The organism is Fibrella aquatica, from assembly GCF_041321135.1.
GTDB lineage: Bacteria > Bacteroidota > Bacteroidia > Cytophagales > Spirosomataceae > Fibrella > Fibrella aquatica.
In genome coordinates this window covers 124171-138010 of record NZ_JBGGWF010000005.1, presented here as the reverse complement: position 1 = coordinate 138010, position 13840 = coordinate 124171, and the positions used below count along the sequence as shown (strand labels likewise).

The window sequence follows — 13840 nt, the reverse complement described above, 5'->3', positions numbered from 1 at the left end:
CCGACTGGCTACCAACTTGCTTCATTGATAGGCTAAATACCTTGCTAACAGCCAGTTCATCTGCTTTCGGCCAGGGCGGTGACAGCGGCAGGCACTTCTGGCTCGCCCTTAAAAAATGCCCCTTTTTTCCCCTGCGTCAACGCCCAGCGGTGTATCCAGGAAATCCCGCCGTTCCTGATATACTCGTCGCTTGACCGGTAGGCAACATCCTGCACGGCCTGATCGAGCGAGATAAACTGATACCCGTCGGCGGTCAGCGCAGCCAGTAAATCGCCCATGTACACCGAGTTGATGGTATTGGCGTGCGTCAATAGGATGTGGGCGATCGGACGCTTGAACAACGAGTCGGCCTGCGCTTCGTAATAATGCACACAGCCCATCATATAGGCTACGTATTGGTTACCCACAGACGTTGCCAGCGCAGAATCTTGGCGGAGCAGAGCCTGATCGTAAGCAGCCGAGAACAGATAGTCGGCGTTATCGATAGAGACGGGCGCTTCCTGATACTGATTATCAGCCAGATACTGCACCAGCGAATCACGTTTGCTGACGGTATTTCCCCGATGCAGATACGGGTGCCGGAAGTAGCGGGGCTGTTGCTTGTATGGCATCAGGAAAGTTCGCAGGAGCGTATCTACGCCTTTGATATCCTGCTGATAAGCCGCGGCCGACATGGTGTTGTACTCGCCATGGGCGAAGGTGTGGTTACCCAGTTCCAGACCCGCATCAAGCCATAGGGTTAGCAGATTGACCTGATTTTTATCGAGTTTCGACCCACTCATCAGCTTTTCGCCCACCACGAACCCAATCGCAGGTACGTTGTACTGTGTCAGGTGACCAAGCAACCGCGTGGTTAAGGCTTTCTGTGCGGCCGGTGTTCGGGAAACCCGGGAAATAGTGGGCAAGTCGTCGATAGTGATACAGATCTGTTTCTGGGCTAGCGCAGGTCTGGAAAAGGCCAGTCCAATCAGGCAGATCAATTGTAGTTGACGCGTGTATTTCATGCAGGCAAATCGGGTTTGAAACCAATATACTACAGGTTCGACAAGAAAAGATTATCTTCCTCTTATCACCTGAACTAGTGTGATGAATGACTTGAGAGAGAAAGCCTCAATCTGTTCATAAGGCCACTGGTTAGCTTTTACAATTTCATAATATCGCTGTTGACTATCGTTTTCATATAACAGGTTACATTAACGCTGTCAAACCAACTCAACATAAACAGATGACTATCAACGGCATAAAATCATTCTTTATAACCAGTGCTGTGCTGGCTTTGCTACTGACGAGTTGCCGTCAGGAACCGGCCATTGATGGCTTATCAGAAACTGAAAACCCGGACTGGTATATTCTGAAAGCACCAGAGGCCAGAGCGATCGAGGGTGTGTATGGCGATATAGACGGCACACTGGTAATCACTACCGGAACTCGCGTTTATCAAACAAAAGACAAGGGTAAAACGTGGTTGACGGGAAACTACCAAACGCCAATTGGGTTATTTGGGTTTGTGGCCCACAAAGACACGCTGCTGGCCCTGAATACACGTTCACAAACGGGTGATGTTCCTGACCAGCTATATCAGGCAACGCTACCGTCTCACTATAGTATTGACCTGGGTGCTACGTGGTTGCCCTATACGGCCAACACTTCCGCCAGCCAGTCAATGATTCCATTAAACCGGATCAAGGCGTCTTCGGGTACCGAATATACTATTGATGAAGTCATTACGACGAATATCGGTAGCGGAGACTATGTGGAAACAGTTGGCATCAAAACATCATCAGGAAAACGATTGACCTTACCACAGGATCATCAACTGAAGAGTCTTTATTTCGACCGGCAGTCGCGTTTGTATATATCGGCCTCGGCACCGCTTTGCGGTAAAGGAAATGCTTTCGCTTTCTGTGGCGATCAAAACGGCATTCTGTATGTATCGAAACTGCCTCAACAATAGTCATTCAGACCGACAAATCATGTAAATGCCAGAATTGACGCTTTTGAAGACTCATTACCCAATGGGTACGCGTAAGAAACTGACAGCCATAGTAAAAAGACCATTGCGGATAATAAATCCATTTCCTATCTTTGCGGTCCCGTTGAGAAAAATCAAATAGCCATGGCTAAGAAAGGTAATAGAGTTCAGGTAATTTTAGAGTGCACAGAACAGAAGGAAACGAACGTTCCCGGCACATCGCGGTATATTACGACTAAGAACCGTAAGAACACGCCAGCTCGTATCGAGCGTAAGAAATACAATCCGAATTTGAAGCGCGTAACGCTTCATAAAGAGATTAAGTAACTAATCATCCCGGCGGAACCCGATGCGTAACAGCTATTGAGGCACACGTCAAAACAAGCTCAGAACAATGGCAAAGAAGGTAGTTGCAACCCTGAAAACGAAGGATAACGGCAAAGCATACGCGAAAGTGATCCGCGCCGTGAAGTCACCCAAAACGGGGGCTTACACCTTCAAAGAAGAAATGGTACTGATCGACGACGTGCAGAACGCACTGAAAGCTTAATTGCTGTCATCACCAACCGCGTACAAGGAAGTCCCGATGAGGGACTTTTTTTGTTTTAGATTTGTAGAGGGAAATAGTCAATAGTCGTAAGTCGATAGTCGCGCTGCCAGTAGGGGAAACCGTTCTCAGGCAGCGCGACTATCGACTTACGACTACCCACTACCGACTTTCAAGACTACATATACCTATGGCTTTCTTCGGTTTATTCGGAAAAGAGAAAAAAGAATCGCTCGACAAAGGCTTGGAGAAAAGCAAAGACAGCTTCTTCTCTAAACTAGGTCGGGCCGTTGTCGGTAAAGCAACCGTCGACGAAGAGGTGCTCGACGAACTGGAGAGCGTGCTGATCTCCTCTGACGTAGGCGTTGAAACAACTGTCAAAATCATTAACCGGATCGAAGCCCGGGTAGCCCGCGACAAGTATATGGGTACCAGTGAACTGGACTCTATTTTGCGCGAAGAGATTGCTGCCCTCCTCTCTGATAACAAAAGCGTCAGCGCCTCGGGCAGCGATGACTTCGACCTGCCGGCCGGCAAAAAACCGTACGTCATTATGGTCGTGGGCGTAAATGGCGTAGGGAAAACCACTACCATTGGCAAGCTGGCCTCGCAGTTTCACAAACGCGGTAAAGTGGTGGTGCTCGGCGCGGGCGATACCTTCCGGGCCGCCGCCGTTGACCAGCTCAAACTCTGGGGCGACCGCGTAGGCGTACCCGTTATTTCGCACGGTATGAACACTGACCCATCGGCTGTGGCCTACGACGCTGTGAAAAAAGGGCAGGAAATGGGCGCCGATGTGGTCATCATCGACACCGCCGGGCGACTGCATACGAAGGTGAACCTAATGAACGAACTCTCGAAGATTAAGCGCGTGATGCAGAAGTTTATTCCCGATGCACCCCACGAAGTCTTGCTTGTTCTTGATGGATCGACGGGGCAAAACGCGTTTATTCAGGCTACTGAATTCACCCGGGTAACAGAAGTAACTGCCTTGGCTATCACGAAGTTAGATGGCACAGCAAAAGGCGGTGTAGTCATCGGTATTTCCGATCAGTTCCAGATTCCGGTGAAGTATATCGGCGTTGGCGAGAAAATCGATGATCTACAGACCTTCGATAAAATGGAGTTTGTCGATTCGTTCTTCAAGAAGGTTGGTTAAACGATTGGGGGTGGTTTGCTGGTCTATACATCAAGTTCATCCAACTACAAACCACCTCAATACCATGCGTACTCTGCTCATTATACTCACCTTCTTTTGCCTGACAACCAGTGCTTTCTGCCAGAAAAAGGCAAAGAAAACCGTGTCTAGAAAACAGGGTATTTGCGGTATGGTGGTTGAGCAAACCGGCAATCAGATGCCCGGCCCCGGAAAAGTGCAATCAAAAGGCACGCCCGTTAGCCGCGAAGTACTGATCTACCCCGCCCTGACGATGGACGGTGTCGAAGGCATGGAAGACGGGTTTATCACCTCGACAAAAGGCGTTGAACCGATTAAAACGGTCATGTCGGGGAAAGATGGAACATTTTGCCTCTACGGTATTCCCGCCGGTACGTACTCGGTACTCGTCCGCGAGCCAAAAGGGCTATATGCCAGTATGTTCGATATGGAAGGTCGCCTGAACGCCGTGACGGTCAGGCAATATTCGATCACGCAGCACACGATTCAAATCACCTATCAGGCCGCTTTCTGACGATGGGTACGTTCCTGCTATTCGCTGTTCCCTTTTCCCTGGTTGGCTGGCTGATCTACATCATGCTGCGCTATACCCGCGAATCCATCGGAGAAGATTCACCACTGAAACGAGTAGTTGTTTACCAATACGGCGAATGGGATTTCCTGAAATGGGCCAATACGCCCATACTTGTCCTGCTTAGTTTTATGGTCATATGGATATGCTGGTTGTTATTTACGAATTCAGACACCGCTGCCAAACCTTGGCATTACATACTCATCGGTTCAGCGTTCCTATTCTGTGCTGGCTTGTTCTACATTGTGTACAAAGTGAGTCAGCTAGAGAAGCGGTTCTGGGCAATCATTGACGACACGGCCCTGGAACTTGATCCCGCGACAAAATCGATTACTGTTTTCCGCGCAGGTACGTCGACCTCACTGACTGCCGACACCGTTGCGTTGATTGAATCGCACGTAGTTGAACGGAGCAGTAAATCTCCCTACTACTTTTATCGATTTATTGATTATGATGACAACGTCACGTACTTCTTCGATTACGGAAAAGGATTACGATTTGCCATCGAGGAATATTTCAAAGGTGTTCCGATGACGTGGGTTGAACACAAGTTTCCTTTCAACACCGTGCTTGCTTCGTGAATGAGTTACATTCCTAACAAGCCTGAATTTCATTTCACCCCCTCCCGCCGCCTTTCCATCTCATCGGCCACGTGATGTGATTCAATATCGTCGCGCTGACGGAGTTGATCGATAATGGCGGCGTGATTTACGTCGTCCCGATTCTGGCTCAGTTTGGCGGCTCCCTGCATCGTTTCGATGGTCATTTCGAAGGCCACCAGCCCCTTCATTTGCTGACGAACATACGCCTCGGTCATGCTCTCGATTGAAACTGGACAGGCCGAGGCGGCTTCGTATTTATCCACCTGCTTCCGAAGCAGATCGAACGTTTCGTCATCGGTCAGCACACGGGTACGTCCATACACATGCACCGACAGATAGTTCCAGGTAGGTACATTCACATGGTCGTACCACGATGAGGAGATGTAGGCGTGCGGCCCCGAGAAAACGGCAAGCGCCTGACTGTCTGCACCAAACAGTTTCGCCTGCGGATTGGCCTTCGAGACATGACCGATCAACCGCGCCGTGTCATTAGTGTTGATGTTGAGTTCGATGGGTAGATGTGTCGCAATGGGCACACCGGCTTCATTGGTCAGCACAAGTAATGCGAACGAGTGCGCACGGATGAACTGGAGCAGTTGCTCACGGTCGTTCTCCTGGAAGTGTTTGGGTACGTACATAGTGTGATAAGGTAGCGCCGAAGCTCCAGCTTCGGTAGTGCCATTCACTCAAATTTCCCTACCGAAGCTGGAGCTTCGGCGCTACATAGGTAACCCGGCAACTCCACCGTATTGTGTTCGGCAGGAATGGGTGTTGCGCGAATAGTCTGTAGCGGAATCACACCGGCCCAGGTTAGTAGATCAACATCTTCGGGATCGTCGCCGGGACCACCGGTGCGGAGTTTGGCAGAGGCTTCGGCTAGTGAAAACACCAATACGGTTGTCTTCTGTAGTTCACTGGCTGTTGTTGGGCGCAGATCGGCCCAGCGGTTGGGGATCAGGTGATCAGTGATGAGTGCCAATGCGTGCATTTTTTCGACGTCATCGACTACTTTTTCTGCCGTAGCGAAAATGACAACCGACCGGTAATTGACCGAATGATGAAACGCCGACTTTGCCAACACCAGTCCATCGGCCAGCATGACCGTGATGCAGACAGGTACAGCCTGCCCCGCTTGAGCGGGGTTGTTTTCGATGCTTCTGATGAAATGGCTCCCTACCGATCCATGAATGTAGATCCGATCTCCATTACGGGCAAACGCCGTCGGAATGGCCATTGGTTGCCCATCCATCACATAGCTGACAGTGCAGAACAGAGCTTCGTCTAAGATCGGGTGAATGGTCTGGGCATCGTAATGTGCGCGTTTCGCAAGGCGGCTGGGCGTGGTTCGTGGCGTTTTCATAGCACAAACGTCGTACCTTACCGGACTATCTCTTTAGACCACTTTCTGAAATTTAACCAGTCCGATTTTTTTGATATGCTGCCTTACGCGACGTTACTTCAGCTTGATAAACTGGCGGCTACACCGCTGTATGTACAACTCAGCGAACAACTTGGTCAGCTCATCCGCGTAGGTACGTTGGCGGCAGAGCAGCGATTACCCGGCACCAGACAGTTAGCCAGTCAGTTGGCGCTCAATCGGCAAACAGTCGTAGCCGCTTACGATGATCTGCTGGCGCAGGGTTGGCTCGAAAGCCGAAGCGGGTCAGGTACGTTCGTGGCCGCCCATATGCCCACCGTTACGCCCCAACCGGTTAGCCTTTCGCCACGTACCCAGCCACCCACCGGGCAACCGGGCTACACCTTCGAGCAACGTACCTACCTGACCCGCCCGGCGCTGGGGAGTCCGGCTGGCCTCCGGTTCGACGATGGCCTGCCAGATAGTCGACTGGCTCCGCTTGATGAACTGAGTCGGGCTTACCGATCCTACGCACGCTGGGGAAACCCGCAGGCGCACTTCGGTTATGGCGACACAAAAGGGCATCCCTTGTTACGGGAAGCGTTATCGGTGCACTTGAACGAGACACGCGGTTTGCAGACAACGGCGACCAATATTCTCATTACGCGGGGCAGCATCATGGGCATTCACCTGGCCTGTCAGGTGCTGCTACGCCCCGGTGATGGCGTTGTTACCGGCGCAACAACCTGGACGGGCGCGACCATGAATGCCCTGCAAGCGGGGGCGCAGTTGTTCACCGTACCCGTCGATGCACACGGCATGAACATGGATACCCTGGCCGATTTATGCGCCCGCCAACCCATTCGGATGGTGTACGTTACGCCGCATCACCACTACCCTACTACCGTGACCATGCGAGCCGACCGACGCATCCGGCTTCGGCAACTGGCCGAACAGTATCGATTCGTCATTTTGGAAGATGATTACGACTATGATTTTCATTACCTCGGCCGGCCCATTTTGCCCCTAGCCAGCGCCGACCCGCAAGGCATGGTTATCTACATCGGTTCGCTTACCAAATCGGTTGCCCCAGCATTTCGGATTGGGTACGTGGTTGGGCCAACGGCAGTTATCGATGAAATGGCCCGGCTCCGGCGCATCATTGACCGGCAGGGTGATCCAGCCCTCGAGTTCGCCATTGGCCAGTTGTTTCAGTCGGGCGAGATGAAACGGCATTTCCGGAAGGCGATACGTACCTACGAAGCACGCCGCGATTACCTGTGCCAGTTGCTCACCACAGAATTGCCCGACCACATTCAGTTCACCAAACCCGACGGCGGTCTGGCACTTTGGGCCACATTTAACAAGGACATCGATTTACCAGCTGTAGCCGAGCGAGCCGGAAAAGCGGGGCTGTATCTGTCGGCAGGTCTGGTACATAATCTACCGGGCCAGTTACTGAACAGTACACGCATGGGCTTTGCGTCGTCTACCGAAGCAGAGCTGGAACAGGCGGTAGCTGTATTGAAGCAGGTGATTGCTTCACCCTGAGCCTGTCGGGGACGCCTAGTCGAAGGGCCACGCGACAGCAACCTCACCACGAAAGCCAATCAAACCGAAAAAAAGCGGTGTATTGCCTGTTTTACAGATTAATAGACGGACGAATGAAATTTGCATTATTCTCACGTAAATTTGATTTTCTACAACAACGACTTTCTTAAACTGTATGGCATACCGGGCACCAAAGCCAATTCGTTATGGCGTATTCACACTGGCACTTGGCCTGTTTGGCGGCGTAATCTGGTCATCGTGCAGTCAGTTCAGCAGCGTGACCAAACCGGCCGATGTGGTGGCGGCGGAGTTGAACGTACCTGAAAAGGTCGACTATAACCTGCACATCAAGCCCATTCTGTCTGACCGATGCTTTGCCTGTCATGGACCCGACCAGAATAAGCAACAAGCCGGCCTGCGGCTCGATACGCCCGAAGGCGCGTATGCAGCATTAGAAAAAAGCGGCAAAAAGGCCATCGTCCCCGGCGACCTAGCCAGTAGCGAATTATTCCATCGGATTACTAGTACGGACCCCGATGAGATGATGCCCACGCCTAAGTCGAACCTGACGTTGAGCGCGGAAGAGAAGGCGATGCTGATCCGGTGGGTTGAACAAGGTGCCGAATACAAGGAACACTGGTCGCTGGTGGCCCCGACCATGCCCGACGTACCTGAGATCAAGAACGATTCGTGGGCACGCAACGACATTGACCGGTTTGTGCTGGCTAAGCTCACTGATAAAACATTAAGACATGCTCCGGAAGCCGACAAAACAACGCTGCTTCGACGGGTCACGCTTGACCTCACGGGCCTGCCCCCGACCCTTGCCGAGATCGACGCCTTTCTGGCCGACAAATCAGCCAATGCCTACGAAAAAGTGGTTGATCGGCTATTGGCCAGTCCGCATTATGGCGAACGGCAGGCTGTGGAATGGCTAGATGTGGCGCGTTATGCCGATACACACGGCTACCAGGACGATGGCCTGCGCACGATGTGGCCCTACCGCGACTGGATTATCCGGTCGTTCAACAAGAATCAGCCCTTCAACCAGTTTGTCACCTGGCAACTGGCGGGCGACCTGCTACCCAAATCCACTAACACGAATGACCGGCGCGATCAGTTGCTGGCCACAGCCTTCAACCGAAATCACCAGCAGTCGCAGGAAGGCGGCATTGTGGATGAGGAATACCGCGTCGAGTATGTGGCCGACCGGGTGGCTACGTTTGGCAAAGCCTTTCTGGGACTGACCACCGAATGTGCCCGTTGCCATGACCACAAATACGATCCCATTTCGCAGAAAGATTACTTTTCGCTGTACGCCTTTTTCAACTCCAACAACGAGCGCGGCCAGATTCCGTATAACGGCGAAGCAGCCCCGACCATCACGCTAACCACGGCTGAAGAGCAGGCTCAACTGGCATTCATTCACAAGAAGTTGACACCGATCCAACAGCAATTGAATCCGAACCGGACGGTTTACCAGAAAGGGTTCGGAAAATGGCTGACGCATGTAGAGACGCAAGATTTTGCCGCACCGGCGGACCGGTCTCTACGCCGATTAACCGTAAACGAAACGGGTCTGGTGGCTCGCTATACCTTCGATGAGGCCAACCGGGGTGATGTGAAAGTGTATGAAGAGAAGAAGTCGGGAGAACGGAAACGTAAAGACGAACAGCGAAAGTTAGCCGAAGCCAAAGCACTGGCGAAGGGCAAGCCAGCACCTGAGGAAAAGAAGGAGCCGCGCAAGCCTAAAACTCGCCTGTCGGTAGAAGAAAATCCGCGTAACATCTTCCTGAACACCGCCAACGACACGTTGCATGCCTATCTGGGCGGCGACGTCGACAACCTGCCTAAGCAGGTAGCGGGTCGGTTCGGCAACGCCCGTTTTCTACCCGGCGATAGTTTCATTGTGCTGCCGTCTGAACTGGCCGCCTTTGACCAGAACCAGCCATTTACGGTCAGCAGTTGGTTCAAACTAAACAAACTCGGCACCGCCATGACGCTGGTCGGCCGTACTACCGGACCAATGGACGGCCAGCGTGGCTACCAACTCGACTTATTAGCCGACGGCCGGTTAAAAGTGATGCTGAGCCACGTTTGGCCCGCCAACGCCATCGATATCGAGTCGGTCGGGAAAGTGCCTGCCAATCAGTGGTTTCAAGTTGCTTTTACCTACGACGGAATGGGTAAGGCGAAGGGTATCTCACTGTATCTGAACGGTCAGCCGATGGCTACGCGAGTAGTTAACGATCACCTGATTCACAGCATCGTTTGGGGCATGAAGAAGTCGCACTGGGCGCAACACCCGTTCTACGTAGGGCGCATGCACGACAATTTCTACAAGGATTTTGCCGTGGATGAACTGCGGATTTACAATCGCTGCCTTACGCCTCTGGAATTGCCCCGACTGGCCGGAAAACCCGACGGAATCACAACCGCCCTGCGTACTCCCGCCGATACCCGTACACCCGAGCAGCGCACCGGGCTGTACACCTACTACATACGTACCCAGGATGCTGGTTACCGCGCCGCCTTCGATAGCGCGATGGTGTATCGGGGCAAACAATTCATGACCCTTACTGATGCCAAGCAAGTGATGGTGATGCATGAGATGAAGCAACCGCGACCAACATACCTGCTGAAACGCGGCGCCTACGATGCCCCCAGCGAAGTTGTAACGCCCGAAACGCCACACTTCCTGCCCGCCCTCGACAGCGACCAGCCCCGTAACCGACTCGGCCTCGCCAACTGGCTGACCAGCGACAAAAACCCGCTCTTTAGCCGGGTAATGGTCAACCGGATCTGGCAGCAATATTTTGGGCAGGGACTCGCCAAAAACCCCGACGATTTCGGCAATCAGGGTGCACTCCCCTCCCACCCCGAACTGCTCGATTATCTGGCCGTTCGATTCCGGGACGGTGCCGATGGCGTTTCTCCGTGGGATGTAAAAGCCATGCACCGGTTCGTTGTTACGTCGGCAACCTACCGGCAATCGTCGTCGGCCAGCCCGGCGGCACGGGAAGCTGATTTCGACAACACGTACCTGAGTCGCGGGCCGAGTTATCGCCTCTCGGCCGAGCAGGTACGTGACAACGCGCTCGCCGCTAGTGGCTTGTTAACGAAAAAACTGGGAGGCCCAAGCGTGTTGCCTTACCAGCCAGCGGGTATCTGGGAAGCGCTGGCCACCCGAAATGCCGTTGTCTACAATCAGCATCACGGCGATACCCTATACCGCCGCAGTATGTATACAATCTGGAAACGGTCGTCGCCACCGCCGATGATGCTCAACTTCGATGCCGCCGAACGTCATGTGTGTACCGTAAAACGCCAGAAAACAGCCACACCCCTTCAAGCGCTCGTGACGCTCAACGACCCGCAGTTTATTGAGGCCGCCCGCGTTATGGCACAGCGAATCATCAGCACGCCAAACGGGCCAAACCAAAACAAAGCAATCGTAGATGCCTTTTTCCGCCGCGTCATCAGTCGCCCGGCACGTAGCCAGGAGGTGGCGTTGATGCAGCAACTGTATAATGAAGAGCTGGCCGATTTTAAGCAAAATCCAAAGCGGGCACAGGAGTTACTGACAGTCGGCGAATACCCGATCAATAAACAGCAAAACCCCGCCGAACTCGCCGCCTGGACCGTAGTGGCCAGCACGATCATGAATTTCGACGAAGCAATTGTGAAGAGGTAAAGAAAACACTATGCTGTCATTATGCCTGCGGCGTCATTAGGTAGTCATTATGCTGCGCTGTCATTTATCGTCAGCAACGAATGACAGCGCAGCATAATGACTACCTAATGACGCCGCAGGCATAATGACATTTTAACTATGGATATTCAGGACGAAATACACGACACCCTTAGCCGCCGGAATTTTCTGGGGCAAACCGGTGCGGGGCTGGGTACGTTGGCATTGGCTTCTCTGCTAAATCCCGGCCAGCTTTTTGGTGGGAACGCAATCAGGCCGGGAGATACTCCGGCGTTGGGAAAACCGCATTTTCCACCTAAAGTGAAGCGGGTGATCTACCTGTTCCAAAGCGGAGCGCCATCGCAGCTGGAGTTGTTCGACTACAAACCGAAGCTGGAGACCATGTGGGGGCAGGACCTGCCCGCTTCAGTGCGGAACGGGCAACGACTCACGGGCATGAGCGCGGGACAAAGCAAATTCCCGCTGGCGGCCTCCAAGTTTAAATTTGCGCAACACGGCCCCGGTCGAATGTGGGTCAGCGAGCTGTTACCCAACATCGCGAAGATCGCCGGTGACGCTACTTTCATCCGAACGCTGAACACCGACGCCATCAACCACGACCCGGCCATTACGTTTATTCAGACCGGCAGTCAGCAGGGCGGGCGGCCTAGTTTTGGGTCATGGGTAAGCTACGGCCTGGGCTCCGACAATCAGAATATGCCTTCGTTTGTGGTCTTACTCTCGAAAGGCCGGGGTGGCGACCAACCTCTGTATGCCAAGCTGTGGAGTAACGGGTTTCTGCCGTCAGTGCATCAGGGCGTGGTGTTCCGGTCTGGTCCCGACCCGGTATTTTACCTCAACAACCCGCCGGGCATTGACCGAACCAGCCGCCGCCGCATGCTCGATTACCTGACCAAACTCCACGCCGAGCAAAGCAAACACGTGCTCGACCCGGAGATAAACAACCGGATGCAACAGTACGAAATGGCCTACCGTATGCAGGCGTCGGTACCCGAAACGCTAAACCTCGACAAAGAGCCCGATTACATTTTCGATATGTACGGCCCCGAAAGCCGTAAGCCAGGTACGTTCGCCGCCAACTGTTTGCTGGCTCGCAAGCTGATTGAGAAAGACGTAAAGTTTGTGCAGCTCTATCATCAGGGTTGGGATCAGCACGGTAACCTACCCAACGATATTCAGATCCAGACCAAGAGCGTGGATCAGGCCTCGGCGGCGCTGGTCAACGACCTTCGTCAACGTGGCTTGCTTGATGATACACTCGTGATCTGGGGCGGCGAATTTGGCCGGGGGCCGTATTCGCAGGGCAAACTTACCCGCGACAACTACGGCCGCGACCATCACCCGCGTGCCTACACCATCTGGATGGCGGGTGCCGGCGTAAAGAAAGGGCTGGTTTACGGCGAGACAGATGATTTCGGCTATAACGTAGTGAAAGACCCCGTCCACGTTCACGATTTCCAAGCCACGATCATGCACCTGATGGGCGTCGACCACGAAAAGCTGACCTTCAAACACCAGGGCCGACGTTACCGCCTAACCGACGTGCATGGCAAAGTGATCAAGCCGTTGCTGGCATAAGAAGAAGGAAAAGGAGTACCGGGGGAAAGGAGGAAAGGTTGCGACACACATGATACGTACCTGTGCGCAGCAACCTTTCCTCCTTTCCCCCGGTACTCCCTTTTAGTATATTGTGTGACCAAACTGACATGCCGATGCAAGCCACTGCCCAGAAAATACCGGATTCACTGGAAGACGATGAGTTGCTGCGCCTGCCAGCCACCTGGGAAGAGTATCTCGACGTAATTGATAATGATGTACCCTACGCCGTTCAATTCTTAAACGACGAGATCATTATGAGTCAGGCATAGGCCGATCATGAAAAGCTAATTATTCGCATCGGTGCCTTACTGATGATGTATTTCGATCAGCTGGAAACGTCTCATAGTGTACTGAGTAGTAATGTAAAGATCATCATTCCAAATCATCAGGGCGATTTTAACGCAGATATTTCTGTTGTGAAAGAGCCTATTCGCTATGGCACTACTCCCGGCGGCAAACCATCGACAATGCGCATCGAGAATCCGCTGATCGTAGTGGAAGTACTCTCGAAGAGCACGAGGAAGTTCGATCAGGGCGAGAAAATGAACTATTACAAGCTGATTCCTTCGCTGCAACACATCGTATTCATCGACCAGTTACAGCCCTTCGCCTCCGTTTATTCTCGCACCAACGTACCTGACGAGTGGCTCAATCACGATTACCGGACGCTGGAATCGGTTGTAAAGCTCGGTGCACTTGAACTGCCCATGTCGGCTATTTACAAAAAAGTGACGTTTGCTTAAATGGCGCTA

At 52.8% G+C, this 13840-nt stretch carries 13 protein-coding genes and 1 pseudogene; 11 read left to right on the top strand and 3 right to left on the bottom strand.

Going from position 1 to position 13840, the window contains the following annotated elements; translation table 11 throughout:
- Positions 1-56 precede the first annotated feature (56 nt).
- The gene (locus ACAW87_RS14065; protein WP_370724044.1) at positions 57-1004 is read right to left on the bottom strand and encodes a polysaccharide deacetylase family protein; all 948 of its coding nucleotides are present in this window, start codon (positions 1002-1004) and stop codon (positions 57-59) included.
- A gap of 221 nt (positions 1005-1225) precedes the next feature.
- On the opposite strand from ACAW87_RS14065, the gene ACAW87_RS14060 reads away from it, so the two are divergent.
- From ACAW87_RS14060 to ACAW87_RS14035, 6 genes are all read left to right on the top strand, one after another.
- Positions 1226-1954, top strand: coding sequence for a hypothetical protein (locus ACAW87_RS14060; protein WP_370724043.1), 729 nt, complete (start codon positions 1226-1228; stop codon positions 1952-1954).
- A 162-nt stretch (positions 1955-2116) separates the two neighbouring features.
- Positions 2117-2299, top strand: a complete 183-nt coding sequence (rpmG, locus tag ACAW87_RS14055; protein ID WP_085411320.1) for a 50S ribosomal protein L33 — start codon at positions 2117-2119, stop codon at positions 2297-2299.
- A gap of 67 nt (positions 2300-2366) precedes the next feature.
- Positions 2367-2522: a DUF4295 domain-containing protein gene (locus tag ACAW87_RS14050; protein ID WP_207330446.1), complete on the top strand. Its 156-nt coding sequence runs from the start codon at positions 2367-2369 to the stop codon at positions 2520-2522.
- A gap of 187 nt (positions 2523-2709) precedes the next feature.
- The gene (ftsY, locus tag ACAW87_RS14045; RefSeq protein ID WP_370724042.1) at positions 2710-3678 is read left to right on the top strand and encodes a signal recognition particle-docking protein FtsY; all 969 of its coding nucleotides are present in this window, start codon (positions 2710-2712) and stop codon (positions 3676-3678) included.
- Between the two features lie 64 nt (positions 3679-3742).
- On the top strand, positions 3743-4210 hold the full coding sequence (locus ACAW87_RS14040; protein WP_370724041.1) for a carboxypeptidase regulatory-like domain-containing protein: 468 nt from the start codon (positions 3743-3745) through the stop codon (positions 4208-4210).
- Between the two features lie 2 nt (positions 4211-4212).
- On the top strand, positions 4213-4848 hold the full coding sequence (locus tag ACAW87_RS14035) for a hypothetical protein (protein WP_370724040.1): 636 nt from the start codon (positions 4213-4215) through the stop codon (positions 4846-4848).
- 29 nt (positions 4849-4877) lie between these two features.
- Here the strand turns inward: ACAW87_RS14035 and ACAW87_RS14030 are convergent, their stop codons facing one another.
- Both ACAW87_RS14030 and ACAW87_RS14025 read right to left on the bottom strand, forming a co-directional pair.
- Entirely contained in the window at positions 4878-5507 is a 630-nt protein-coding gene (locus tag ACAW87_RS14030) for an FMN-binding negative transcriptional regulator (RefSeq protein ID WP_370724039.1), read from the bottom strand.
- A gap of 44 nt (positions 5508-5551) precedes the next feature.
- On the bottom strand, positions 5552-6229 hold the full coding sequence (locus ACAW87_RS14025; protein WP_370724038.1) for a pyridoxamine 5'-phosphate oxidase family protein: 678 nt from the start codon (positions 6227-6229) through the stop codon (positions 5552-5554).
- Positions 6230-6304: 75 nt separating this feature from the next.
- Between ACAW87_RS14025 and pdxR the strand changes: the two genes are divergently transcribed.
- The 5 genes and pseudogenes from pdxR to ACAW87_RS14000 form a co-directional block, all read left to right on the top strand.
- Entirely contained in the window at positions 6305-7777 is a 1473-nt protein-coding gene (pdxR, locus tag ACAW87_RS14020; protein ID WP_370724037.1) for a MocR-like pyridoxine biosynthesis transcription factor PdxR, read from the top strand.
- A 175-nt stretch (positions 7778-7952) separates the two neighbouring features.
- Positions 7953-11471: a DUF1553 domain-containing protein gene (locus ACAW87_RS14015; protein ID WP_370724036.1), complete on the top strand. Its 3519-nt coding sequence runs from the start codon at positions 7953-7955 to the stop codon at positions 11469-11471.
- A gap of 138 nt (positions 11472-11609) precedes the next feature.
- Entirely contained in the window at positions 11610-13067 is a 1458-nt protein-coding gene (locus ACAW87_RS14010; protein WP_370724035.1) for a DUF1501 domain-containing protein, read from the top strand.
- Positions 13068-13201: 134 nt separating this feature from the next.
- Positions 13202-13357: a hypothetical protein gene (locus ACAW87_RS14005; RefSeq protein ID WP_370724034.1), complete on the top strand. Its 156-nt coding sequence runs from the start codon at positions 13202-13204 to the stop codon at positions 13355-13357.
- 15 nt (positions 13358-13372) lie between these two features.
- Positions 13373-13831: pseudogene (locus ACAW87_RS14000) on the top strand (Uma2 family endonuclease); the annotation flags it as partial.
- Positions 13832-13840 lie beyond the last annotated feature (9 nt).